This window comes from Kitasatospora sp. NPDC101235 (assembly GCF_044767505.1).
Taxonomy (GTDB): domain Bacteria; phylum Actinomycetota; class Actinomycetes; order Streptomycetales; family Streptomycetaceae; genus Kitasatospora.
In genome coordinates this window covers 30,162-53,374 of sequence record NZ_JBIWNZ010000038.1, presented here as the reverse complement: position 1 = coordinate 53,374, position 23,213 = coordinate 30,162, and the positions used below count along the sequence as shown (strand labels likewise).

The 23,213-nt window shown below is 74.3% G+C and carries 18 protein-coding genes; 4 read left to right on the top strand and 14 right to left on the bottom strand.

Features of this window, described 5'->3' with window-relative positions; genetic code table 11:
- Window positions 1–35: 35 nt before the first annotated feature.
- From mycP to ACIRRH_RS38580, 4 genes are all read right to left on the bottom strand, one after another.
- Window positions 36–1,268: a type VII secretion-associated serine protease mycosin gene (mycP, locus tag ACIRRH_RS38595; protein ID WP_403077125.1), complete on the bottom strand. Its 1,233-nt coding sequence runs from the start codon at window positions 1,266–1,268 to the stop codon at window positions 36–38.
- 98 nt (window positions 1,269–1,366) lie between these two features.
- Entirely contained in the window at window positions 1,367–1,657 is a 291-nt protein-coding gene (locus ACIRRH_RS38590; RefSeq protein WP_403077123.1) for a WXG100 family type VII secretion target, read from the bottom strand.
- A 120-nt stretch (window positions 1,658–1,777) separates the two neighbouring features.
- Complete coding sequence (locus ACIRRH_RS38585; RefSeq protein WP_403077121.1) at window positions 1,778–2,062, bottom strand: WXG100 family type VII secretion target; 285 nt, start codon at window positions 2,060–2,062, stop codon at window positions 1,778–1,780.
- A 203-nt stretch (window positions 2,063–2,265) separates the two neighbouring features.
- Window positions 2,266–3,951, bottom strand: a complete 1,686-nt coding sequence (locus tag ACIRRH_RS38580) for a type VII secretion protein EccB (RefSeq protein WP_403077119.1) — start codon at window positions 3,949–3,951, stop codon at window positions 2,266–2,268.
- Between the two features lie 186 nt (window positions 3,952–4,137).
- On the opposite strand from ACIRRH_RS38580, the gene eccE reads away from it, so the two are divergent.
- From eccE to ACIRRH_RS38565, 3 genes are all read left to right on the top strand, one after another.
- The gene (gene eccE, locus ACIRRH_RS38575) at window positions 4,138–5,556 is read left to right on the top strand and encodes a type VII secretion protein EccE (RefSeq protein ID WP_403077117.1); all 1,419 of its coding nucleotides are present in this window, start codon (window positions 4,138–4,140) and stop codon (window positions 5,554–5,556) included.
- Window positions 5,556–6,323, top strand: coding sequence for a hypothetical protein (locus tag ACIRRH_RS38570; protein WP_403077115.1), 768 nt, complete (start codon window positions 5,556–5,558; stop codon window positions 6,321–6,323). Before eccE ends, ACIRRH_RS38570 begins: the two co-directional genes overlap by 1 nt.
- Before the next feature lie 131 nt (window positions 6,324–6,454).
- Window positions 6,455–8,551: a MinD/ParA family protein gene (locus ACIRRH_RS38565; protein ID WP_403077112.1), complete on the top strand. Its 2,097-nt coding sequence runs from the start codon at window positions 6,455–6,457 to the stop codon at window positions 8,549–8,551.
- A gap of 55 nt (window positions 8,552–8,606) precedes the next feature.
- Here ACIRRH_RS38565 and ACIRRH_RS38560 read toward each other — a convergent pair whose 3' ends face one another.
- The 10 genes from ACIRRH_RS38560 to rimP form a co-directional block, all read right to left on the bottom strand.
- A complete protein-coding gene (locus tag ACIRRH_RS38560; RefSeq protein WP_403077110.1) occupies window positions 8,607–9,551 on the bottom strand; it encodes a bifunctional riboflavin kinase/FAD synthetase in 945 nt (314 codons plus the stop codon).
- Window positions 9,552–9,616: 65 nt separating this feature from the next.
- Window positions 9,617–13,252, bottom strand: a complete 3,636-nt coding sequence (locus tag ACIRRH_RS38555) for a serine protease (RefSeq protein ID WP_403077108.1) — start codon at window positions 13,250–13,252, stop codon at window positions 9,617–9,619.
- 192 nt (window positions 13,253–13,444) lie between these two features.
- A complete protein-coding gene (gene truB, locus ACIRRH_RS38550; RefSeq protein WP_403077106.1) occupies window positions 13,445–14,374 on the bottom strand; it encodes a tRNA pseudouridine(55) synthase TruB in 930 nt (309 codons plus the stop codon).
- Between the two features lie 35 nt (window positions 14,375–14,409).
- Window positions 14,410–15,513, bottom strand: coding sequence for a bifunctional oligoribonuclease/PAP phosphatase NrnA (locus ACIRRH_RS38545; protein ID WP_224284127.1), 1,104 nt, complete (start codon window positions 15,511–15,513; stop codon window positions 14,410–14,412).
- Between the two features lie 2 nt (window positions 15,514–15,515).
- Complete coding sequence (rbfA, locus tag ACIRRH_RS38540) at window positions 15,516–15,956, bottom strand: 30S ribosome-binding factor RbfA (protein ID WP_224284126.1); 441 nt, start codon at window positions 15,954–15,956, stop codon at window positions 15,516–15,518.
- Between the two features lie 152 nt (window positions 15,957–16,108).
- Window positions 16,109–16,405 (bottom strand): DUF503 domain-containing protein, encoded by a 297-nt coding sequence (locus tag ACIRRH_RS38535; protein ID WP_224284125.1) that lies wholly within the window; start codon window positions 16,403–16,405, stop codon window positions 16,109–16,111.
- Window positions 16,406–16,557: 152 nt separating this feature from the next.
- Complete coding sequence (gene infB, locus ACIRRH_RS38530; protein ID WP_403077101.1) at window positions 16,558–19,674, bottom strand: translation initiation factor IF-2; 3,117 nt, start codon at window positions 19,672–19,674, stop codon at window positions 16,558–16,560.
- 230 nt (window positions 19,675–19,904) lie between these two features.
- The gene (locus tag ACIRRH_RS38525; protein ID WP_403077099.1) at window positions 19,905–20,198 is read right to left on the bottom strand and encodes a YlxR family protein; all 294 of its coding nucleotides are present in this window, start codon (window positions 20,196–20,198) and stop codon (window positions 19,905–19,907) included.
- Window positions 20,199–20,274: 76 nt separating this feature from the next.
- Complete coding sequence (gene nusA / locus ACIRRH_RS38520; protein ID WP_403077098.1) at window positions 20,275–21,276, bottom strand: transcription termination factor NusA; 1,002 nt, start codon at window positions 21,274–21,276, stop codon at window positions 20,275–20,277.
- Between the two features lie 55 nt (window positions 21,277–21,331).
- The gene (gene rimP, locus ACIRRH_RS38515; RefSeq protein ID WP_403077096.1) at window positions 21,332–21,871 is read right to left on the bottom strand and encodes a ribosome maturation factor RimP; all 540 of its coding nucleotides are present in this window, start codon (window positions 21,869–21,871) and stop codon (window positions 21,332–21,334) included.
- 282 nt (window positions 21,872–22,153) lie between these two features.
- Between rimP and ACIRRH_RS38510 the strand changes: the two genes are divergently transcribed.
- Window positions 22,154–23,080, top strand: coding sequence for a ferritin-like domain-containing protein (locus ACIRRH_RS38510; RefSeq protein ID WP_403077159.1), 927 nt, complete (start codon window positions 22,154–22,156; stop codon window positions 23,078–23,080).
- Window positions 23,081–23,213 lie beyond the last annotated feature (133 nt).

Genomic DNA, 23,213 nt, shown 5'->3' with positions numbered 1-23,213 from the left:
CGGCGGAATTTCGGCGAGCCGGCTTCCGCCGGGCGTCAGTCGGCGGACCTGCGCCGGTGGTCGCGCAGCACCACGCCGCCGCCGATCAGCAGGGCGACCAGCAGCGCGCCGATGCCGAGGACGTACGTCGCGGTGCGGCCGTCGCGGTCGGCCTGGGTCTCGCCGAGGCCCACCGGGCGCGGCACGATCGGCGCGGCGGCGAGCTGCACCGGGGCGTCCGGGACGGGTGCCCAGGGCGCTTCGGCGGGGGCCTTGGTGACGGCCTTGACCGGGTCCACCACGCCCCAGCCGACGAACTTGTCCGGGTCGCGCTGGGTGCGCTGCGCGCTCTGCTCGATCCAGGCCCGTACCTGGGCCGCCTTCCAGTTCGGGTGGGCACCCCTCAGCAGCGCGGCGAGCCCGGAGACGTACGGGGCGGCGAAGCTGGTGCCGTTGTCCACGCACTGGCCGCTCCCGGGCACGGTGGACAGCATGTCGACACCGGGCGCGGCGACCTTCACGAAGCTGCCGTACTGGGAGAACGGCGCACGCTCGTTGTTGCGGTCGGAGGCGCCGACGGCCAGCACGGTCGGGAAGGCACCGGGGTAGGTGTCGCCCTCCTTGCCGTCGTTCCCGGTGGAGGCGACCACCACGACGTCGTGTGCCTCGGCGTACTCGACGACGGCCTTCAGGTCCTGGTAACCGCCGAAGCGCGCGTCGCCCGCGCCGCGCACGTCCTGGGAGATGTTGATGACCCTGGCGCCCTTGTCGACCGCTTCCCTGATCGCCCTGACCAGGGTGGAGACGTCACCGTTGCCGTCGCTGTCGTTCTGCCGGATCGACAGGATCCTGGCGTCGGGGGCCAGTCCGACGAAGCCGGTGGTCGGCCTGGGGCGGGCGGCAATGATGCCGGCCACCTTGGTGCCGTGACCGACCGGGTCCTCGATGGACTTTCCCTGGATCGGCTCCTTGATCTCCCGGTTGACCAGCAGGTTGGGGCCCTCGTCGACCTTGCCGCTCAGTTGCGGGTTGTTCTGGTCCACCCCGGTGTCGATGACCGCGACCGTCACGCCCGCCCCGGTGGTCTTCCCGCCCTGCCACAGCTCGTTCAGCAGCAGGCGCTGCAGCGACCACGGCACGGTCTGCACGTCGGGCGCGTTCTTGGGACAGTCGCCGGCCGCGGCCAGCCCCGGCCCGCTCTCGGCGTACGCCGGGGCGGCGAGCGGGCCGCCCAGCACCGCGAGCACGGCGAGCGCCGCGGCCGCCTTCCGGTACCCGTGTCGGGACACCCTGCCACCCCTCATGTCGTCCACCCGTGCCGCGCGTCGGGGGCGGGTCCCCGGAATCCGGGTACCCGCCCCCTGTCGTTCCCTACGGAACCCGAACGTCAGCCCCAGAGCTTGGCGTTGGCGTCCTCGGTCGTCTTGTAGCTCTGCGCGGCCTTGTCCAGCGAGCTCGCGATCTGCGCGCAGGTCTGCTGGAGGTCGGCGGCCTTGGCGTCCCACTTGGCCTGGTGGGCCTGGTAGCCCTGCTGGGCGGCACCCTGCCAGCTGGAGGCGATGCGGGTGACGTTGCCCTTGAGGTCGTTCAGCAGGTGGTCGATGCGGCTCGCCGAGGCCTTGACCTCCTCGGCCGCCTGGTGAACCGTCTGGAAGTTGACGAGAATGTGGTCGGACACGTTGTCTCCCTTGACGAGGGTGCGGAGCGCCACGCGGTCAGTGGCGGGCGCCCCGCAGAGCGGTGGGTCGGGACAGAACGGCGGTCGGCGCAGGTGCGGTGATCAGCGCGAGTGCGGTGATCAGCCCTGGGCCGAGGAGAACATCGCCTTCTGCTCCTCTTCGGTGCTCGCGTAGTGCTTGGTGGTCAGCTCGATCGCGTGCTTGATCGCGTTCAGCGACTCCTTGAGGCCCGCGATGTCCTCGTTGACCCGGTTCTGCAGGCTCGTGTAGGCCGTCGCGGCCTGGCCCTGCCAGCCGCTGGTGATGCCGGAGACCGTGCCGATCAGCTTGTTCTTCTCAGCCTCGATCTTGCCGATGGCCTCTTCGATCTGCTTGGCGAAAGCCAGCATCTCCTGTGCAGTCATCGTGAACTGACCCTGAGCCATGCTCCACCGTCCCCCATGAGACAACATTTGCGTGTACGGAGGGCCCGTGAGGGCCGACCGTCGCATCACCGGTGTGATGTCCAACAGCACTGTAGTCGGCACACGCAGCTCACCCAACACCGAGCACTGAGTAGTTACCAGACCATGACACTGGGGCCAATTCGGTTACCGCGCTTGGCCGGTCAGGCGTTCTGCGGCTGGGCGGCGCTCTTCGCGGTGAGCGGTGGGCCGGCCGGAACCAGGTTCGACCACTCCTTCGGCACCGGCAGCGGCTTGACCCCCTGGTAGCCCAACCGGGCCTGGTTGCCGCCGGGTTCCTCCTGTTGCTGACCGGGCTCCTGGGACGGCGCCCCGGGGGTCGGCGTGGCACTGGGCTGCGGCGTCGGCTGCTTCGGGGGGCCGCTCTGGCCGGGCTGAGGCGAGGCGGCGGGAAGCTGGCTGCCGTCGCCGTTGGACGGGACGGAGTAGCGCAACCCGGTCTCGGTGATCAGGAAGTCGGATCCGGAGCCGGCGGCCGAGTTGTCCAGCGAGCGGTAGAACAGCCCGTGACCGGGCGTCACGTACGCGGCTCCGGCGCCGTTGTTGTACGGCGCGGGGTACGAAGTCCCGGCCCAGACACTGCGCTTGGCCGCACTGCCGTCCTCGGCGCCGCCGTCGTAGGTGCTGCACACGACCATCCGAGGGTCCTGGCGGTCCTGCCAGTTGTTCACCGGCGCACCGGTCTTCAGCGGCCAGTCCGGCGCGGTGTCCTTCAGCCGGCTTTCGCCGCCCCACTGGGAGTTGTCGGCCGGGTTCATCTCGTCGCTGCGCGGATTCTTGTCCTGGTCGTACTTGTAGAGCATCTGGTAGGCCGGGTTCTGCCGGATCAGCTCCGCCTGGAACGCGGTGACCAGGTAGAGCTGCTCCTTGCCGACCACGTAGTGGCGGTCCTGGTAGTGCACCAGCCGGCCGACCCGCCGGTCGGCCTGGTTGGTCAGCACCACCTTGGAGTTGGCGCCCTGGCTGTCGGCGACCCCCTCGACCTGCGGGAAGGTGATCGGAGTGGCGTTCACCAGGGTGTCCAGCCAGTCCCGCTTGACCCGCTGCGGCACCGCGTTGGGCCCGAACACCGCGGTGATCAGCGCCTTGCGCTCCTTGTCGTCCGACTGCGGGGAGCCGATCAGGTGCTTGCGGCCCTGCGCGTCGACCAGGTACACCGCCGTACCCGCGGCGGCCGGCTGGCCCGACGCCGGCGCGGCCGACACCTGCTGCTCGTCGGCCTGCTGCACCAGCATCAGCTGGTCCGGGCCGAGCATCCGGTCCTTGGCCGCCAGCGCCGCCGCGTCCGCGCCGGCCGCCACGAACACGGCCTGGTTGACGGTCTCCTGCTTGTCGTCCGAGCCCGGGCGGTCGCACACCGCCCACTTCATCGCCCTGCTCGCGTTGTCCGTGCTCGGCAACTTGTCCGGCGCGTACGGGATGCCGATCGTCGGCCCGTGGTTGGGGTACCGGTCGAGCACCCCGTCGTCCACCACCACGACCTTGGCGCCCGCGGGCAGCACCAGCCGCGCCGAGGACATGTTGAGTACCTGGTGCAGCCGCTTGGTCTTGTTGTCCGGGTCGGTGAGCACCACGTACCGGGTCGTCGACTGCTTGCCCTGGATGATGTTCTTGCCGTCGTCCCACTTCACCGGCGCGGCCGGCTTGAAGACCCCCCAGAGCCCGAACCCGGCCACGATCACCGCCCCGGCCAGCACGCTCGGCAGCACCGCCTTCACCGGACGCGGCGCGTCCTCGTCGCTGCCGCCGCCGGCGGGCAGCAGGAAGGCGCCCACCGTGCGCTTGCGGGCGAAGGTGTACGCGTTCAGCTCGTCCCGGCGCGATGCCATACCTCGTCGTCCCCCTAGTCAGACGTCGTCGGGCGTTGTCAGACCGACCTGCCCCGTGGTCACCCGCCGGGCACGAACCGGCGCGAACCCTCTACGATGCGGCAGCAGACGGTGAGTACGGTACGGGTACGGTCCGCGACACAGCCAGCCGGGCCGCGACAACGGATCAGAGAGGGCCACCGGGGGATGCCAAGCCAGACCGCTCCAGGACGCCGCCGCAGCGCGGGCGGTGGGAGGTCGCGCCGGGCCGGCCGGGCGCAGCACAGCGCACCGACGACCGAGACCGGGGCCGGGGCCGCCCGACCGCAACCGGACGGCACCGGGGGCGGCGGCGCCGTCCAGGTCCGCGTCAACCCCCGACCGGGGCTGCTCGGCGGACGGTTGAAGCTCCAACAGCTCGTCCTGGTCGAAGTGGCGGCGGCCCTGGTCGCGGTCGGCTGGACGATCAGCCGCACGGTCGCGGCCGGCTTCGGCGCGGTCGCGCTGGTACTGCTCGTGCTCGCGCTCGTCCCGGTGCGCGGCCGCACCGTCCCGGAGCTGCTGCGGGTCCGCGCCGCCCTCAAGTCCCGCCGCAAGCAGGCCAGGACGCTGCTGCCGCCGGCCGGCACCGACCCGGCGCTGGCGCCGGCGCTGGAGCTCGAACCGGGGCTGCGCACCTGCACCCACGCCACCGAGGCCGAGTTCGGCGGCCGCCCGGTCCGCCGGGAGACCGGCATGGTCGGCGACGGGACCTTCCTCAGCTCGGTGCTGCTCGTCCAGGCCAAGGACCAGCCGCTGCGCCCGGTGCGCACCGCGCTGCCGCTGCCGCTGGACGTGATCTGCTCGGCGCTCACGGTGGACGACATCACCCTGGAGTCGGTGCAGCTGGTCCAGCACACCCAGCCCGCCCCGGCCCCGCACCTGCCCGAGCAGTCGCTGGCCGCCCGCGCCTACCGCGAGCTGCCGGACGGCACCTCCACGCCCGGGCTGCGGCTGACCTGGATCGCGCTCAAGCTCGACCCGGAGCGCGCGGCGACCGCCGTCCGGGCCCGTGGCGGCGGCGAGGAAGGCGCACGCAAGGCGCTGCAGCGGGTCACCGACCAGCTGGCCGGCCGGCTCAACAGCGCCGGCTTCAACGCGACCGTGCTGGACGAGCGCGAGCTGATCGCCGCGCTGGCCATCTCCACCTGCGCCAACCCGATCGCGGTGGCCGGCCGGCAGGGCACCGGCGGCGGCGGCGGCGGCACCACCCGCCGTACCCAGGAGGGCAACCGGTTCTGGCGGATCGACGACCGCTGGCACACCACGTACTGGATCTCCCGCTGGCCGCAGCTGAGCCGCCCCGACGGCGCCCCCGGCCGGATCGCCGCGCCGGACCTGGTCAACCTGATCACCGGTTCCCCGGCCCTCGCCAGCACCTTCAGCCTGACCGCCGGGCACGGCACCGGCGGCTCGGTGACGGTCAGCGGGCACCTGCGGGTGACCGGCCGCAACGAGAGCGAGGTCGGCCAGATCGGCCGCCAGGTGGAGACCCGGGCCCAGAGCACCGGGCTCGGCCTCGTCCGGCTCGACCTGGAGCAGGCCCCCGGCATGCTCGCCACCCTGCCGCTCGGAGGGGCTTCCTGATGGCGTACCAGACCTATCCCACCGCCGGCCCGCAGCCCGGCGCCGAGCAGCGCCGGGCCCGGCCGCGGATCCTGCCCGGCTTCGGGCTGCGCGGCCCGCGCCGGGAGAAGCACGTGCTGGAGTCGGCCGACCTCGCGGCGTTGGCCTTCCCGGTCGGCGACGACGGCGTGGTGATCGGCGTCGACCCGCAGGGACTGCCCGCAGTGCTCGGCCTGTTCCGCCCGACCTCGTACGACCTGGTGCTCGTCGGCGGCATGTGGACGGCGCAGGTCATCGCGCTGCGGGCGGCCGCGATCGGCGCCCGGGTCGCGGTGGAGACCGCCCGTGGACAGCTGTGGGGCCCGATGGCCCAGGCGGCCGGTGGCGGCCAGCCGTGCGTGACGATCCACCAGGTCGGCCGGCTCGGCCCGCAGGGCGCCTCGGTGGCCTCGCCGGTGCTGGTGGTGCGCGACCTCGGCGCCCGCCCGCCGCGCAGCCGGCTCTCCGCCGCGCCCTGGCAGACCACCCTGACCCTGCTGCCCTACCTGGGCCCGAACGCCTCCCGGGTGCTGAACGCGGCCGACCTGGTCGGCGTGCAGCGAATCTCTCCGCAGGAGGCGGAGTTGACCGGCCGGGTGCTGTCGCTGCCGCCGGAGGACGTGGCCGCGCTGCCCACCCTCGGCGACGACCTGACCCTGTGGGCGACCCGGATGCGGCGCCAGTACGTACGAGCCGTGGCCGGGCAGGCCGAACAGCAGGTGCTCGGCGCGCCGCGCCGGATGGACTGAGCAGCCGCTCGCCGTGCCGGGCGGGCCGGCGGGGAACCGAAGCCGCCTTCAACGGGGGTTGCCGCACGGCCTAGTCTTTGATGCGGCAACGGCACCGCTGAACAAGCGGCGGCGAACACGAGGGAGCCAGAGTGAGCAGCGATCGGGACGGCGTCTACGTCGGCGACAACGCGGCGGAGGACGACGACGACTGGTCGGACGCACCTGACTACACTCCCCCGTCCTGGTACGTGCAGACCGAGCCCGCGGCGGCTCCGGCTGCTTCGGCGCCGGCTGCTCCAGCGCCGGCTGCGGCGCCCGGCGCGCCGACGCCCGCGGTGGCCGCGGCCGACGCTCCGGGGCCCGCCGCCGCTCCGGCGCAGGCCCAGCAGCCCGCTCCGGCGCAGCAGCAGGCCCAGGCTCCCGTGCCCGGCCAGGCCGCGGCCCCGGCGGCCGACCAGGCGCCCGCGCCCGCCGCGCCGGTGCAAGCCGAGGCGCAGCACGTCCCGTTCCCGGCAGCCGCGCCGGTGGCTCCGGTGGTCGCCGAGCAGCCGCAGGCCGCTGCCCCGGCCTGGCCGACGCCCGAGGCCGCGGCGCAGCAGCCCGCACCGCAGCCGTACCCGGCGCCGGCGCCCGCCACGACCGGGCAGCCGGGACAGCCCGTCCAGCCGCAGAACTTCGCGCAGCCGCCGGTCCAGCAGGTCCCGCCGCAGCACCCCCAGGACGCGCAGGGCCCGCAGGCGGCCTGGGACCCGCAGGCCGCGTGGGCGGCCCAGCAGGCCCAACAGGCCCAGCAGGCCGCCGCCCCGCAGCAGACCGGCCCGGCGCCCCAGCCCGGCCCGGTGGACCCGCGCCAGGGCGGCTGGCCGCAGCCCACCGCGTACCAGCAGCCGGGCCTGCCGCAGCCCGGCCCGCAGGCCCAGCCCGGCCAACCGCACCCCGGACAGCCGCAGCCCGGACAGCCGCAGCCGGGCCAGCCCGGACAGCCGTGGCAGCAGCAGCCGCAGGCCCCGCAGCCCAGCGCGTTCCAGCAGGCCGCCGCCCCGCAGCAGACCGCGCACGGCGCGCCGCTCGGCTACACCGCCGCCGTCGAGCTGTCCTCGGACCGGCTGCTGCGCAGCCAGCCCAAGCAGCAGCGCCAGCAGCCGCGGTTCCAGTTCGGCGGCAAGGCCGCGGCGGCCGAGAAGGCCCGCAAGCTGGAGGTCATCCGCACTCCGGTGCTGAGCTGCTACCGGATCGCCGTGATCAGCCTCAAGGGCGGCGTCGGCAAGACCACGACCACCACCGCGCTCGGCGCGACCCTGGCCAGCGAGCGCCAGGACAAGGTGATCGCGATCGACGCCAACCCGGACGCCGGCACCCTGGGCCGCCGGGTCAAGCGCCAGACCGGCGCGACCATCCGCGACCTGGTGACGGCCATCCCGCACCTGCGCAGCTACATGGACATCCGTCAGTTCACCTCGCAGGACCTGAACTCGGGCCTGGAGATCCTGGCGAACGACGTCGACCCGGCGGTCTCGACCACCTTCAACGACTCGGACTACCGCCAGGTGATCGACGTGCTGGGCCGCCAGTACCCGATCATCCTGACCGACTCCGGCACCGGCCTGCTGTACAGCGCGATGCGCGGGGTGCTGGACCTGGCCGACCAGCTGATCATCGTCTCCACCCCCAGCGTGGACGGCGCCTCCAGTGCCTCGACCACCCTGGACTGGCTCTCCGCGCACGGCTACGCGGACCTGGTGCAGCGCAGCATCACGGTGGTCTCCGGGGTGCGCGAGACCAGCAAGATGATCAAGGTCGAGGACATCGTCGCGCACTTCCAGACCCGCTGCCGGGGCGTGATCGTGGTGCCGTTCGACGAGAGCCTGGCGGCCGGCGCCGAGGTCAACCTCGACATGATGCGGCCCAAGGTCCGGGAGGCCTACTTCGAGCTGGCCACCCTGGTCGGCGAGGACATCATCCGGGCCCAGCAGGCCGCCGCCCAGCAGGCCGGCTGGCAGCAGCAGGCGCAGGCCGGCTACCCGCAGCCTGGCGGCCAGCCGCAGCCGTACGCCGACCCGCAGCAACAGCCCTACCCGCAGCAGGCCGGCCAGCCCGTCCCCGGGGCGCCGTGGGCCCAGCAGCCCGGCCAGGCCCCGCCGCCCCCGCCCGGGTACGGCTACCCGCAGCAGCCCGCGCCAGGGGCGCCCTGGCCGCAGCAGCCGGGGCCCGGCTACGGCTACCCGCCGCAGGCGCCCCAGCAGTGAGACAGCGGAAGGGCCCACCGACCTGTGTCGGTGGGCCCTTCCGTCGTCGCGGCGCTCAGACGCCGTCGGTCAGCTCGCGGGCCCGCTTGACGTCGTCGGCCATCCGGTCCAGCAGCGCGTCGATGGAGTCGAACTTCTCCATCCCGCGCAGGTAGGCCAGGAAGTCCACGGCCACGTGCAGCCCGTACAGGTCCAGGCCGACCCGGTCGATGGCGTAGGCCTCCACGGTGCGGGCGGTGCCGTCGAAGGTCGGGTTGGTGCCGACCGAGATCGCCGCCGGCATCCGCTCGCCGTCCGCGGTCAGCCAGCCCGCGTACACGCCGTCGGCCGGGATCGCGCTGTGCGGCACGGTCTCGACGTTGGCGGTCGGGTAGCCCAGCTCACGGCCGCGCTGCGCGCCGCGCACCACCACGCCCTCGACCCGGTGCGGGCGGCCCAGCACCTCGTTGGCACCGGCCATGTCCCCGGTCTGGACCAGCCGGCGGGTCAGGCTGGAGGAGAACGGCTCGCCGTCCCCGGCCGTGCCGCACACCTGGAGGTCGATCACCTCGACCTCGAAGTCGTCCGCCCGGCCCAGCTCGCCGAGCAGCGCGACGTCCCCGGCTGCCCGGTGCCCGAACCGGAAGTTGGGGCCCTCGATGACGACCCGCGCGCGCAGCGCGTCCACCAGCACCTGGCGGACGAAGGTCTCCGGGGACTCCTGGGAGAACTCGGTGGTGAACGGAAGCACCAGCACCGCGTCCACGCCCAGCTCCGCGATCAGCTCGGCACGGCGCGGGTGCGGCGCGAGCAGCGGCGGGTGGCTGCCCGGGCGGATGACCTCGCGCGGGTGCGGGTCGAAGGTCACCACGACCGAGGGGAGACCGAGTTCGCGGGCCCGCTCGACCGCCCGCCCGATGATCAGCTGATGCCCGCGGTGCACCCCGTCGAACGAGCCGATGGTGACGACGCTGCGTCCCCAGTCACCGGGGATCTCCTCCAGGCCACGCCAGCGCTGCACCTGACCGCTCCTTGTTCCGTACGACGCGTACCTTCTGTACGCTCAAACGCTCAAAACCCGAACCCCTATAGCGTGCCATGCGCCTGCCCCGGCTCAGGCACCGGAATACGGGTTGAGCCCATCGAGGGCCCCGACGCCCGCCCGGGCACGGCCCGCTCGGCCTCGGCGGCCGCGTACTGCGGATCCCGTCCGGCCGCCGCCAGGGCCCGCATCCGGGCCAGCCGGGGGCCGTCCGGGGCGGTCGGAGCGGCACCGGACGGCCACCGGGCGAGCAGCCGGGCGAAGGCCGCCGACCGCCCGGCGCAGCGCACCAGGAATTCGTCCGCATCCGGCAGCCCCGGAGTGGCCCGGGCCAGCACCGCCCGGGCCCGGGCGGGGTTCTCGGCCGCGCAGTGCTCGGCGAGCCTCTCCACGGCGGCGGCCAGCACCGTCGGGTCGGTCTCGGTGGCGAGCAGGGTGTCCAGCAGCTCGCAGCGCAGCGCGTCCGCAGCCGGGTCGGCCACCGGGACGGACAGCACCTCGGCGAACGGCCGCCGGACCGCCGCACTGCGGGCGGCCAGTGCGACGCCGAGCAGCACCCGCAGCTCCAGCCGGTCGGCCGGGCCGACGGCGACGGCGCGCCCCAGCCGACGGCCGAGGTAGTCGACGGCCACCGGACCGGCCGGCACCGGGTCCGCGCGCAGCAGCCAGGCGGCCAGTTCGGCGCCCCGCCGGATGGCCGCCGGGGCGGTGGCGTCAGCGAGCACCCGCAGCGTCTCGGCGGGGGCCCCGCCGGGGCCCGCCGCCCGGTCGGCGAGCGCGGCCAGAACGGGCTCCGGGTGGCTCTCCAGGGCCGGGGCGAGCACCCGCGGGGTGAGGAAGGCGTCGCCGCCCGCCCGGAACCGGGCGAGCGCGGCCGGCAGGTACTCGGCCCGGGTCGCCGGATCGCCCACCAGCAGCGCCAGCGCGGCCCCGTGCAGGCCGAGCTCGCCCTCGCGGGCGAGCAGGGTCAGTGCGGTGTACCGCAGCAGCTCGGCCCCGGCACCGGAGGCGTACGGGGCGGTCCGCAGGGCGTGCACGGCGGCCGCGACGTGCCGCTCGGGGCGCCGGTCGTGGCTCCAGCGGTCCACCGCCCGGCAGAGCGCGGACGGCTCCTCGGCGGCGAGCACGGTGAGCAGCGCGTCCGCCCGCGGGTGTGCCGCGTCGGCCAGCGCGTCGGCCAGCTCGTCCAGGGCGAGCCGGCGGTGGGCGTGCAGCAGGTCGTGGGCGAGGTCGGCGACGCCGGGGCGGCCCGGCAGGCCGCGCGGGTCCTCGAACCAGGCGCAGAGCAGCGGGAACACCGCGACCGGGTCGGCGCGCAGCCGTTCGGCGACCACGGCGAGGAACCGCTGCCCGGGGCCGTCGGCGATCACCAGGTGGCGCAGCAGGGCGAGTTCCGCCTCGACGGGCAGGCCGAGGCCGGTCCAGAAGGCCGGGCCGAAGCGGCCGAGCCCGGCCGCCGGGAGCGCCGCCGCGCCCGCCGCGCCCGCCCGTTCGGCGATCCGGGCCGCCAACTGGTCGAGCAGGGCCCGGTGTTCGGCCGGGTCCGGGCTGGCGGCCAGGCCCGCGGCGAGCAGCCGGGCCGCCCACCAGGCGGGTTCGCTGCCCGGCGGGCGCAGGTCCAGGGCGCGCCAGATCCGGTGCAGCCACGGGTCCAGGGCACCGGCGCCCCAGGTCTCGGCCACCCGGCGCAGCGCGGCGGCGACCGGGCCGATCCGGTGCCGGGGGACGGTGTTCGCCCCGGCGGCCGTCTCCCCCGCCGGCCGGCCACCGGGCTCCTCCACCTCGTCGGCGGGCCACGGCGGGGTGTCCTCGGCCTCGCCGAGCAGCAGCCGCAGCGCCGCGTCCAGGTCCAGGTGCCGGCCCTGCAGCCAGTCCGCGAACTCCCCGTGCGCGAAGCGGAATCCGGGCCCGGCCGGGACGAACAGGCCCTCGGCGAGCACCGCCGTGGCCCAGCCGCCCTCGACCGGGAACAGGTCCTCGAAGACGGCCCGGTCCAGCCCGCCGCCCGACTGGCCGCCGAGCATCCGCCGGGCCGCCTCGTGCACCCGCCCGGCCACCGCCGCCGCGAGCCGGCGCACCCGCCGGTGCCCCGGCCCGCCGGGCCGCACCGCGCCCCGGCGGTGGGCGCCGGGGCGGCGCGGCCGGCCGTCCTCGGCCAGCCGCTGGGCCACCCGCAGGCAGCGCAGGTCCAGGAAGGCGCCGAACAGCTCGCCCCGGCGCACCGGCCCGTCGTGCAGCCCCTGGGCCCACAGCTCCCCGGTCAGCCGGACGGCCAGCGGGTGCCGCGCGTCCTCGGCGGCGGCCGGGTGGCCCGGCGGCAGCCCGTACCGGCGGCGCACCCGCTCGGCCGCCTCGGGGGGCAGCGGGCCGAGCCGCTGCCCGGCCAGGCTCGGCCCGCCCGGGCCGAGGCCGTCCATCCGTACGGTGGGGGCACTGCTCAGGTCGCCGTCCGGGTCCGGCTCCGCCGTCCGCCGGGGGCCGGGTGTGCCGCTCCCCCAGGTCTCGGCCGCGAGCCGTTCCCACAGCTCCTCCCCGCAGGCGGTCACCAGCCGGGCCCCGCAGCCGGTCAGCCACTCGCCGGCGCCGCGCAGCCAGCGCGCGTCCACCGGCAGCGGGGCCTCCTCGGGGCCGTCCAGGACCACCAGCAGCGGCCGGCCGGCCGCCGCGCACAGTGCCGCCACCGCCTCCGGAGCGGGCGCCGGGGTGCCGAGTCCGGCCGCCGCGGCTGCCAGCGCCCGTTCCACCGGCTCGGCGAGCGACCGGTCCCCGGCGTGCAGGTCGGCGCCGCGCAGCCAGAGGGTGGGCAGCGGGCGGGCTCCGCCGCAGCGGCGGGCGGCCAGCGCGGCCAGTTCGGTGGTGCGCCCGCTGCCGGGAGCGCCGACCAGCACCGTGACGGTCGCGGCCGGCTCGTCCCCGGCGAGGCCGTCCGGCCGGTCCACCCGGTCCGCGGCCAGGTGGGCCACCCGGCCCGGTCCGGCGCCGACGGCCGTCACCTGGGCGGCGGTCAGCCGCAGCACCCCGGCCAGGTTGAGCGCCGGGCCGTAGCCGGGCACCGCCGCCGCGTTGCTCGCCAACAGCCCGGCCAGCGCCTCCGCGGCCCCCGTCCCGCCCGAGGGGCCCGCCCCCACCACCACGGCCGGCAGCGCCCCACCGTGCCGGGGCCCGCGCACGGCGGGCGCGGCCAGCGCGACCACCGCCCCGCTGCGCGCGTCCAGCACCGGCGAGCCGGCCGGCACCGCGACCCCTCCGACCACCGGCACGTCCAGCAGTACCACCCCGCCGAGCCGGTGCCCGCCGTACGCGGCGCCGGTGACGGCGAGCAGCCCGCAGCGCAGGGCGACGACCCGTTCGTCCTCCCCCGCCAGCGCGGGCAGCAGCACCTCGTGGCCGGCCACGACGGCGCACAGCGGCAGCGGCGGCACCGGCAGCCCGCCGACCGCCTCGGTGCGCAGCAGCGCGAGCCCGTGCTCGGGCAGCGGCAGCACGGCGTCCGGGCCGAGCACCCTGGTCTGCCCGCCGGGGGTGTGCAGGACGATCCGGTCCAGTCCGGCCACGCTCTCGTGCGCCGTCAGCACGCCCCCCTGCGGGTCGGCGACGAACCCCAAGCCGTGCAGCCGCCCGTTGAGGTCCCGGATCCGCAGCAGGTACCGCCCTGGACCGCCTTCCGGAAACCCCGGCATGTCGTACCCCCTCGGCCGTCGCTCGCTCGCTGTCGGGAACCTGCCCGCCGGGGCGGCGAGCCGACCGCGCCCGCGCCGCTCACCACGGGCGTTCACTCCGCGCGCTCCCTCGTGCGGGTGAAGGTGCTCCGGAAACGGGAAAGCCCCCTTCGGGATGAATCCCGACGGGGGCTCCGAACAGCGGCGGGGCCGTCAGCCGACGAAGACCGCGACCGGCTTCGCCTGCCCGCCCTTCTCCTCGACCAGTGCGAGGAAGCGCCCGTCCGGCCCGAACACCGCGATCGGCCCGTCCACGCCCATCCCGGGCGCCTTCAGCCGGGCGCCGTGGGACAGCTTCTGCGCCGAGGCCTCGTCCAGGTCCCAGCGCGGGAAGGCGGCCGCCGCGGCCGCCGCGATCGGCAGCACCTCCAGCCCCTTGGCGGGCTCGCCGGTGACCTCGGCCTCCAGCTGCTCCAGGGTGCGCGCCGACTCGACCCCGTACGGCCCGACCCTGGTGCGCCGCAGCGCGGTCAGGTGCCCGCCGACGCCCAGCCCGGCGCCCAGGTCCCGGGCCAGTGCCCGGATGTAGGTGCCGGAGGAGCACTCGACGGTGACGTCCAGGTCGGTCACCGGCGTGCCGTCCTCGGCGAGCGCCGCGCGCTGCTCGTGCACGGTGAAGGAGTGGATCGTGGTCGGCCGGGCCTCGAGCTCGAAGTCCTCGCCCTCGCGCACCCGCGCGTACGAGCGCTTGCCGTCGATCTTGATCGCGCTGACCTTGGACGGCACCTGCATGATCTCGCCGGTGAGCGCCGCGATCCCGGCGTCGATCGCCTCCCGGGTGACGGCGTCGGCCGGGGTCGAGGAGGTGACCTCGCCCTCGCGGTCGTCGGTGATGGTGGTCTGGCCGAGCCGGATGGTCGCCTCGTAGGTCTTGGCGGTGAGCATCAGGTGGCCGAGCAGCCGGGTGGCCCGCTCGACGCCGATCACCAGCACGCCGGTGGCCATCGGGTCCAGGGTGCCGGCGTGCCCGACCTTCCTGGTCCCGGCCAGCCACCGCAGCTTGGCGACGACCCCGTGCGAGGTGATGCCCTCGGGCTTGTCGACGATCACCAGGCCGTCCGGGCCGGTGCCTTTGCGCTTCATCGGGTTCTTTCTCTAAATAACGTCAGGAGAGACGATCAACGTACCGGTCGCAGGGCGCTCCGGAACCGCTCGACCACCGCGGCCACGTCCTCCCGGACGCTGAAGCCGGCCGCGAAGACGTGCCCCCCGCCGCCCAGTTCGGTGCAGGCCGCAGCGACGTCCACCGCGCCCTTGGAGCGCGAGGAGCCGCGCAGCGTGCCGTCCGGGTCCTGCTTGAGCACCAGCGCCACCTCGGCCTCGGCCGGGCGGCGCAGGATGTCGATCAGCCCCTCGATCTCCTCGACCGTGACGCTGAACAGCGCGAGGTCCTGGTACGGCACCCAGGTCCACACCAGGCCCAGCCCGCCGGCCGCCTCCGGCTCGTAGACGGCCCGGTCGAGCGCGCCCGCGAGCACCTTGAGGTAGCCGAAGGAGGAGGTGTCCCACAGCTGTCGGGAGATCAGGTCGTGCCGGATGCCGGTGGCCAACAGCCGGCCGGCCAGCTCGTGGGTGGCGGGTGTGGTGGCCCGGTACTTGAACGAGCCGGTGTCGGTGGCGACACCGGTGTAGAGGCAGGTGGCCAACTCCTGGTCCAGCTCGACGCCGAGCCGGCGCAGCAGTTCGTCGACCAGCACCGCAGTGGCCGGCGCGGTCGGGTCGATCAACTGGTGGGTGCCGAAGCCCGGGTTGGAGGCGTGGTGGTCGAACACCACCAGGACGGGCGCGGCGAAGGCCTTGTCGTGCAGCAGGCCGAGCCGGCTCTCCGCGGCCACGTCGAAGCAGAGCACCAGTTCCGGCACGTCCGGCACCTCGGCGGCCGGCACGATCAACTCCTGGCCGGGCAGGAAGGACAGCGACTCGGGCACGATCTGCGGGTCGTCGCCGAAGGAGACCCGCACCTGCTTGCCGAGCACGCGCAGCGCCAGCGCGGCAGCCAGCGAGGAGCCCAGCGCGTCGCCGTCCGGGCAGATGTGGCAGATCAGGTCGATCGAACGGGCCCGCCCGATCTCCGCCACCACCTGCTGCCAGAGCAGCTCGGACCCGCTCTCCTCGGTACGCGGCCCCGGGAGCGCCGCGAGGGCACCCTCCACCGTGCTGGTGGAGGACGCCCCCGTGGTCGATCCGGCTCGCGAGGCGGCCTGCGCCGGCTCACCCGCCATGACTACTCGTCCTCGTCGTCACGCTCGGACGCCGGAACCCGGTACGGGTCCGCGGCACCGGCGTAGCTCGCCCCCGCGGCCTGGGTGCGCACGGCGGCGTCCGAGGTGCGGGCCCGGTCGAGCAGGTCGTCGATGTTCCGGGCGTTGTCCGGCAGCGCGTCCGCGACGAAGGTCAGCGTCGGGGTGAAGCGCACGCCGATCTTGCCGACCTCGGAGCGGATCACGCCCTTGGCGCTCTCCAGCGCGGCCGCGGTGGCCTCGCGCTCGGTCTCGTCACCGAAGACGGTGTAGAAGACGGTGGCCTCGCGCAGGTCTCCGGTCACCCGGGTGTCGGTGATGGTCACGAACCCCAGGCGGGGGTCCTTGATCCGCCGCTCCAGGGTCTGGGCGACGACCACCTGGATACGGTCGGCGAGCTTGCGCGCCCTTGCGGTGTCGGTCACGTTGCCTCCTCGTGCAATGGGCCCGGTACCCGGGCGAGCTGCGCACCCGTCGGGGCCCACGCCCCAAAGTACCGGCCCGCGCCCGGCCTTGCGGGCGCTCTCGGTCCTGATCCGTGTGAGAACGGCGACTTCGTCGGCCGGCTCCACAGTCCTCATTCGTCGTCGTCGTTGTGGTAGCGCCTCCTCGCGGAGAGGAGCTGCACCTCGGGGCGGCCGGCGACCAACCGCTCACAGCTGTCCAGGACCTCGGTCACGTATCCGGCATCGCCGGACACCACCGCGAGGCCGATCTCGGCCCGGCGGTGCAGGTCCTGGTTCCCGGTCTCGGCAGCGCACACGCTGTACTTGCGCTGCAGTTCGGCCACGATGGGCCGCACGATCGAACGCTTCTCCTTGAGCGAGTGGACGTCGCCCAGCAGCAGGTCGAAGGTGAGTGTTCCCACGAACATGTATGACAGGTCTCGCCGACCTGGAAGGCCTCGGGGGGCAGCCCGGAACCGGGCTGACGCCGCTACGTCTGGACTACTCCCGGACCCTACACAGCGAGACCGGGGCCGGTCGACGGAAATACCATCCGTCGACCGGCCCCGGCTGACACCGACTAGGCGCGCGGCTTCTCGCGCATCTCGTAGGTCTCGATGATGTCCTCGACCTTGATGTCGTTGAACGACCCCAGGGTGACACCGGCCTCGAAGCCCTCGCGGACCTCGGTCGCGTCGTCCTTGAAGCGGCGCAGACCCTCGATGGAGAGGTTCTCCGCCACGACCTTGCCGTCGCGGATGAGGCGGGCCTTGGCGTTGCGGCGGATGATGCCGTCGCGGACCAGGACACCGGCGATGTTGCCGAACTTGGAGGAGCGGAAGACCTCGCGGATCTCCGCGGCGCCGAGGCGCACCTCCTCGTACTCCGGCTTGAGCATGCCCTTGAGGGCGTTCTCGATCTCCTCGATCGCCTGGTAGATGACCGAGTAGTACCGGACGTCCACGCCTTCCTTGTCGGCCGCGGTACGCGCACGGCCTTCGGCGCGCACGTTGAAGCCGATGATGATGGCGTCCGAGCCCATCGCCAGGTCCACGTCGGACTCGGTGATGGCACCCACACCGCGGTGCAGGACCCGGAGCTCGACCTCCTCGCCCACGTCCAGCTTGACGAGGGCGTCCTCGAGGGCTTCCACCGAACCGGAGACGTCACCCTTGATGATGAGGTTGAGCTGCTCGATGGACCCGGCGGCGATGGCCTTGTCCAGGTCCTCCAGGGACACCCGGACCCGACGCTGCGCGAAGGCGGCGTTGCGGTCGCGGGCCGAGCGCTTCTCGGCGATCTGGCGGGCGGTGCGGTCCTCGTCGACGACGATGAAGCTGTCGCCGGCGCGGGGCACCGAGGTCAGACCGAGCAGCAGCACCGGACGGGACGGGCCGGCCTCGGAGAGGTTGTTGCCGTTCTCGTCCAGCATCGCGCGGACACGGCCGTAGGCGTCGCCCACGACGATCGAGTCGCCGACGCGGAGGGTACCGCGCTGCACGAGCACGGTCGCCATGGCGCCGCGGCCCTTGTCCAGGTGCGCCTCGATGGCGATACCCTGCGCGTCCTGCTCGGGGTTGGCCCGCAGGTCCAGCGAGGCGTCCGCGGTCAGGACCACGGCCTCCAGCAGCTGGTCGATGTGCAGGCCCTGGCGGGCGGAGATGTCGACGAACATGGTGTCGCCGCCGTACTCCTCGGCCACCAGACCGAACTCGGTCAGCTGACCGCGGACCTTGGTCGGGTCGGCGCCCTCGACGTCGATCTTGTTGACGGCGACCACGATCGGCACACCGGCGGCCTTGGCGTGGTTCAGCGCCTCGACCGTCTGCGGCATGACACCGTCGTTGGCCGCGACCACCAGGATCGCGATGTCGGTGGACTTGGCACCACGGGCACGCATGGCGGAGAACGCCTCGTGACCCGGGGTGTCCAGGAAGGTGATCGGACGCTGCTCGCCGTTCACCTCGGTGACGACCTGGTAGGCACCGATGTGCTGGGTGATGCCACCGGCCTCACCCGCGACCACGTTGGACTTGCGGATGGCGTCCAGCAGGCGGGTCTTACCGTGGTCGACGTGACCCATGACGGTGACGACCGGCGGGCGCGGGGCCAGCTGGTCCTCGTCGCCCTCGTTCGCACCGAAGTCGATGTCGAACGACTCCAGCAGCTCGCGGTCCTCGTCGTCCCGGCTGACGATCTCGAGCTGGAAGCCCATCTCGCCGGCCAGCAGTTCGAGGGTCGCGTCGGAGACCGACTGCGTCGCGGTGACCATCTCACCGAGGTTGAACATGACGGAGACGAGCGCGGCCGGGTTGGCGTTGATCTTCTCCGCGAAGTCCATCAGCGAGGCGCCGCTCGACAGGCGAACGGTCTGGCCGTTGCCGCGAGGCAGCATCACACCGCCGACGGACGGGGCCTGCATGGCCTCGTACTCCTGGCGCTTCGCCCGCTTCGACTTGCGACCGCGCGCCGGGCGACCGCCCGGGCCACGACCGAAGGCGCCCTGCGTGCCACCACGGGCACCCGGGCCGCCGGGACGACCACCGAAACCACCGGGACGCGGGCCGAAGCCGCCGCCACCCGGGGCACCGCCACCGGGACGCGGACCGCCGAAGCCGCCGCCACCGGCCGGACGCGAGCCCGGACCGGCCGGACGACCCTGGAAACCGGGACGGGCACCGCCGGCACCCGGACCACCCGGACGGCCGCCGGGGCCACCCGGACCGCGGCCACCCGGACCCGGACGCGGGCCGGCCGGACGCTGCGGCATCATGCCCGGGTTCGGGCGCGGCATGCCGGACGGGGTCGGGCCACCGGGACGCGGCGCGGCCGGACGCGGCATGCCGTCGGGACGCGGACGGTCGCCACCCGGACGGGGAGCGCCGGCACCCGGAGCACCCGGACGCGGAGCGCCACCGGGACGCGGCGCACCGGCACCCGGAGCGCCGGCGGGACGCGGACGGTCGCCACCGGGACGCGGCGCACCGGCACCCGGGGCACCGGCGGGACGCGGACGGTCGCCACCCGGACGGGGAGCACCGGCACCCTGGGCACCGCCCGGACGCGGACGGTCGCCCTGACCACCCTGACGGCGGTCGCCGGGGCGGCCCATGCCGGTCGCGCTGCCCGAGGTGAACGGGTTGTTGCCCGGACGCGGGCCGGCCGGACGCGGGCCCGGACGGGCGCCGCCGGCAGCCTGGCCGCTCGGGCGCGGGGCCTGGGCGGACGGACGCGGGGCGTCACCGGCCGGAGCCGGCGAGGAGAACTCGGCCGCGGGCGCGGCCGGGGCCGCCGGAGCGGCGGGACGCGCGGCCGGGCGCGGGCCCGGAGTCGGCGCGCCCGGCTTCGGGGCGGTGGGGGCGGCGGCGGCCGGCGCGGAAGGCGCGGCAGCAGCCGGGGTCGGACGGGGACCAGGGGTCGCGCCGGGGCGCGGACCCGGGGTCGGAGCCCCCGGCTTCGGGGCACCCGAACCGGCGGCGGGGGAGGGCGCCGCGGTCTTCCGCGGGCCCGGCTTGGCAGCGGAACCACCAGAGGTGGGGGCCACACCAAGCGCGTCAGTCAGCTTGCGCACGACCGGCGCCTCGATCGTCGAGGACGCCGAACGAACGAACTCACCGAGCTCGGTGAGCTTGGCCATGACGGCCTTGCTCTCCAAGCCAAGCTCCTTGGCGAGTTCATAAACCCGGACCTTAGCCACTTCACTCCTGTCTATGAGTCCGGGGGTCTCGTCCGCCGGACTGTCGCTACTTCATGGGCGTACCCATCGCGTACTCATCGCGTACTCATCGAGTGCTCATCGCAATCTCGACCTACTTCCACATCGCGAGGTACCTGACTGGTGGCACGGCGCGCGGCTGCCCGAACGCTGTGCTTGTTGCGGTGGTTCTCCGCCGCGGTGAGCGGCGGCCGTCGCGGGAGGTGGCCCGCCTAAGAGGCTCCGCCTGCCCGCTCCTCGATGAACCCGCGGAGCCGCTCCGTGTCGAGCGCGCCCTGGAGCCGGAAGGCCCGGGGGAACGCCCGACGGCGGACCGCGAGGTCGAGGCAGCCGGAATCGGGATGCAGGTGAGCGCCCCGGCCCGGCAGTGCGCCACGGGGATCGGGGACGCACTCGCCCTCGACCGCCGTGACACGCAACAGCTGGTGCTTGGCCGCGCGCTTGCGGCAGCCCACGCAGGTGCGTTCCGGGCGTGCTCGGACATGCGTCCGGCCAGACGAAGGCAAGTCTACCCCTCCGAAGCGACATGGTGCCGCCCCGCCGATCCCGGAGGACCGACGCGGGCGACTAGGACAACACCGGCTACCGGGCCTGGGATTCCTCGGCCTGGCCTTCGGTGTCCGGACGGATGTCGATCCGCCAGCCGGTCAGGCGCGCGGCCAGGCGGGCGTTCTGCCCCTCCTTGCCGATCGCCAGCGACAGCTGGTAGTCCGGCACGATCACCCGGGCGGAACGCTGGGCGGCGTCCACGATCTCCACGCTGGTCACCCGCGCGGGCGACAGGGCGGCGGCCACCATCTCCCGGGGGTCCTCCGACCAGTCGACGATGTCGATCTTCTCGCCGTGCAGCTCGCCCATCACCGCGCGCACCCGGGAGCCCATCGGGCCGATGCAGGCGCCCTTGGCGTTCAGGCCCTGGCGACGCGACCAGACCGCGATCTTGGTCCGGTGGCCGGCCTCACGGGCGATCGCCGCGATCTCCACGCTGCCGTCCGCGATCTCCGGGACCTCCAGCGCGAACAGCTTCTTCACCAGGCTCGGGTGGGTGCGCGACAGCGTCACCGAAGCCCCGCGCACGCCCCGGCGCACGGCCACCACGTAGCACTTCAGCCGGGTGCCGTGCCGGTAGTCCTCGCCCGGGACCTGCTCCTGCGGCGGCAGGATGGCCTCCAGCTTGCCGATGTCGACCAGCACGTTCTTCGGGTCGTTGCCCTGCTGGACGACACCGGTGACGATGTCGCCCTCCTTGCCCGCGTACTCGCCGAAGGTCTGGTCGTCGGCGGCGTCGCGCAGGCGCTGCATCATCACCTGGATGCCGATGCTGGACGCGATCCGGCCGAAGCCGCTCGGGGTGTCGTCGAACTCCTTCGGCTCGACGCCCTCCTCCAGCTCCGCCGGGTCCTCCATGGCCCACACGGTGACGTGGCCGCTCTTGCGGTCCAGGTGCACCCGGGCCCGGCGGCGCGAGCCCTCGGTGCGGTGGTACGCGGTGAGGAGGGCGGACTCGATGGACTCGACCAGCAGGTCGAAGGGGATGTTCTTCTCGTTGACCAGCGTGCGCAGGGCACTCATGTCGATGTCCACGGCTACGCCTCCTCGTCTTTCGTCACGTTCGTCATGGTCGTACGGCACCCGGGGGTCACTCGGCGCCGTCCTCCCCCTCGTCGAAGTCCGCGGCCTCGTCCAGGAGCTTGTCGTCGTCCTTGCGGTTGAACTCGACCTGGACGCGAGCCCGGGCCACCTCCGCGTACGCCAGACGGCGCTCCTTCGGGCGGCCGCGCCCCTTCACCGGCTGCACCTCGACCAGTGCGCCGTCCTCGTCGGCCTCCAGCACCCGGGCGACGATCTCCCCGCCGTCCACCAGGTGGATCTTGGCCAGCCGACCCTCGGCGCGCTGCCAGTGCCGGGGCAGGACCAGCGGACGCTCCGCACCCGGCGAGCCGACCTCCAGCAGGTACGCCTCGTCCCCCATCAGGTCCGACTCGTCCAGGGCCTCACCGACCACCCGGCTGAACTCGGCGATGGCGTCCATGTCCACGCCGCCATCGGTGTCGACGTCGATCTGCACCTGCCGGCGGCTGCCCGCCCTGGTGACCCTGACGTCCTCCAGATCCAGTCCGGCCTGCTCGGCCAGCGGCTCCAGCAACGCTCGCAGCCGGTCGGTGTGGGTGGTGCTCATCCGGGTGGACTCCTCGGCCGCGTCTGCTGTTGTCAGAAGGTCGCCCCGCACCCCCGGTGCCACACCGGATCACGGCAGCTCGGCCCAAAGCCTATCCGGTCAAGCCCCCAACCACCGATTCCGGACCTCCGCCGACCACGCGCACACCACCCACTGCGAGCAAGCTCACACCCGGCACGGCACCCCCGAACCGGGCCCGGGAACGTGGGGATTCTGTAATCATTCACGCCAACGAGGGCAGGCGGGGAGGCCGTCCTCCCGTACCCGCCCGGAGTGACCGCGATGCAGCCGCCCAGCCGAAGGACCTTCCTGGCCCTCGGACTGCTCACCACCCTCACCGCCTGCACCGCCGACCCCCGCGGCGACCGTCCCGCCGGCCCCACCCCACCGCGCGACCCGGACACCCCCGCCCGCCTCCGTGCGATCGCCGACACCGACCTCCTGCTCGGCGCCTACGACAACCTGCTCACCGTCCCGGGCACCCCGACCGCCCTGCTCCAACCCCTGCGCGACGACACCGTCCAGCACCGCGCCGCCCTCGTCCAGGGCCTGCCGACCGCGAGCCCCTCCCCCACCAGCACCCCGTACCGCTCCCTCCCCACCCTCGCCGAGCTGGCCGTCATGGAGCACCGGACCGCCGAGTCCCACCTCGACGGCTTCGGCGAGGTCAGCCCGCCCCTCGCCCGGCTGCTCGCCTCCATCTCCGCCTCCAACGCCCTGCACGCCGCGGCCCTCGGCGACCAGACCCCCGTCAAGACCCCCAACGGCAGCGCCGAAGCCACCCCCGCCACCGGGTCCGCCGCCGTCCCCGCCCTCCAGACCGCCCTCGGCGCCGAACACGCCGCCGTCTACGGCTACGGCGTGGTCGGCGCCCACCTCCCCGACGACCCCCAGCGCACCGACGCCCGCACCACCCACGCCGCCCACCAGGCCCAACGCGACGCCTGGCAACGCCTCCTCACCACCTTCACCGCCGCCCCCACCCCCGCCGCCGGCGGCTACCGGCTCCCCTTCCCCGTCACCGGCCCCACCGACGCCACCAGACTCGCCATCCACCTGGAGACCCGCCTGACCACCGTCTACGCCGACCTGGTCGCCGACGTCCCCGCCCCCTACCGCCCCCTCGCCGCCACCGCACTCCGCGAAACCACCCTGCGTGCCCGCCACTGGGGTGCCCCGGCCACCCCCTTCCCGGGCATCCCCGGCTGACCCCCCGGGACCTCAGCGGGCGCGTGGCGAACGCCCGCGCGCCCGCGCAGAACCACCCCCAGCGACCCCCACCCACAGGGTTCGGCAGTCGGAAAATCATCCGGCCCCCGGAGCCGCCCCCGACACCCACCGT

What these genes read in the sequence shown, in the direction of transcription:
- ACIRRH_RS38545 (WP_224284127.1), bottom strand. Translation starts at nt 15,513, where the DNA reads ATGGCGGGTGAGCCGGCGCAGGCCGCCTCGCGAGCCGGATCGACCACG.
- rimP (WP_403077096.1), bottom strand. Translation starts at nt 21,871, where the DNA reads ATGAGCACCACCCACACCGACCGGCTGCGAGCGTTGCTGGAGCCGCTG.
- ACIRRH_RS38585 (WP_403077121.1), bottom strand. Translation starts at nt 2,062, where the DNA reads ATGACTGCACAGGAGATGCTGGCTTTCGCCAAGCAGATCGAAGAGGCC.
- ACIRRH_RS38510 (WP_403077159.1), top strand. Translation starts at nt 22,154, where the DNA reads ATGCAGCCGCCCAGCCGAAGGACCTTCCTGGCCCTCGGACTGCTCACC.
- ACIRRH_RS38555 (WP_403077108.1), bottom strand. Translation starts at nt 13,252, where the DNA reads ATGCCGGGGTTTCCGGAAGGCGGTCCAGGGCGGTACCTGCTGCGGATC.
- truB (WP_403077106.1), bottom strand. Translation starts at nt 14,374, where the DNA reads ATGAAGCGCAAAGGCACCGGCCCGGACGGCCTGGTGATCGTCGACAAG.
- eccE (WP_403077117.1), top strand. Translation starts at nt 4,138, where the DNA reads ATGCCAAGCCAGACCGCTCCAGGACGCCGCCGCAGCGCGGGCGGTGGG.
- ACIRRH_RS38570 (WP_403077115.1), top strand. Translation starts at nt 5,556, where the DNA reads ATGGCGTACCAGACCTATCCCACCGCCGGCCCGCAGCCCGGCGCCGAG.
- ACIRRH_RS38535 (WP_224284125.1), bottom strand. Translation starts at nt 16,405, where the DNA reads ATGTTCGTGGGAACACTCACCTTCGACCTGCTGCTGGGCGACGTCCAC.
- ACIRRH_RS38580 (WP_403077119.1), bottom strand. Translation starts at nt 3,951, where the DNA reads ATGGCATCGCGCCGGGACGAGCTGAACGCGTACACCTTCGCCCGCAAG.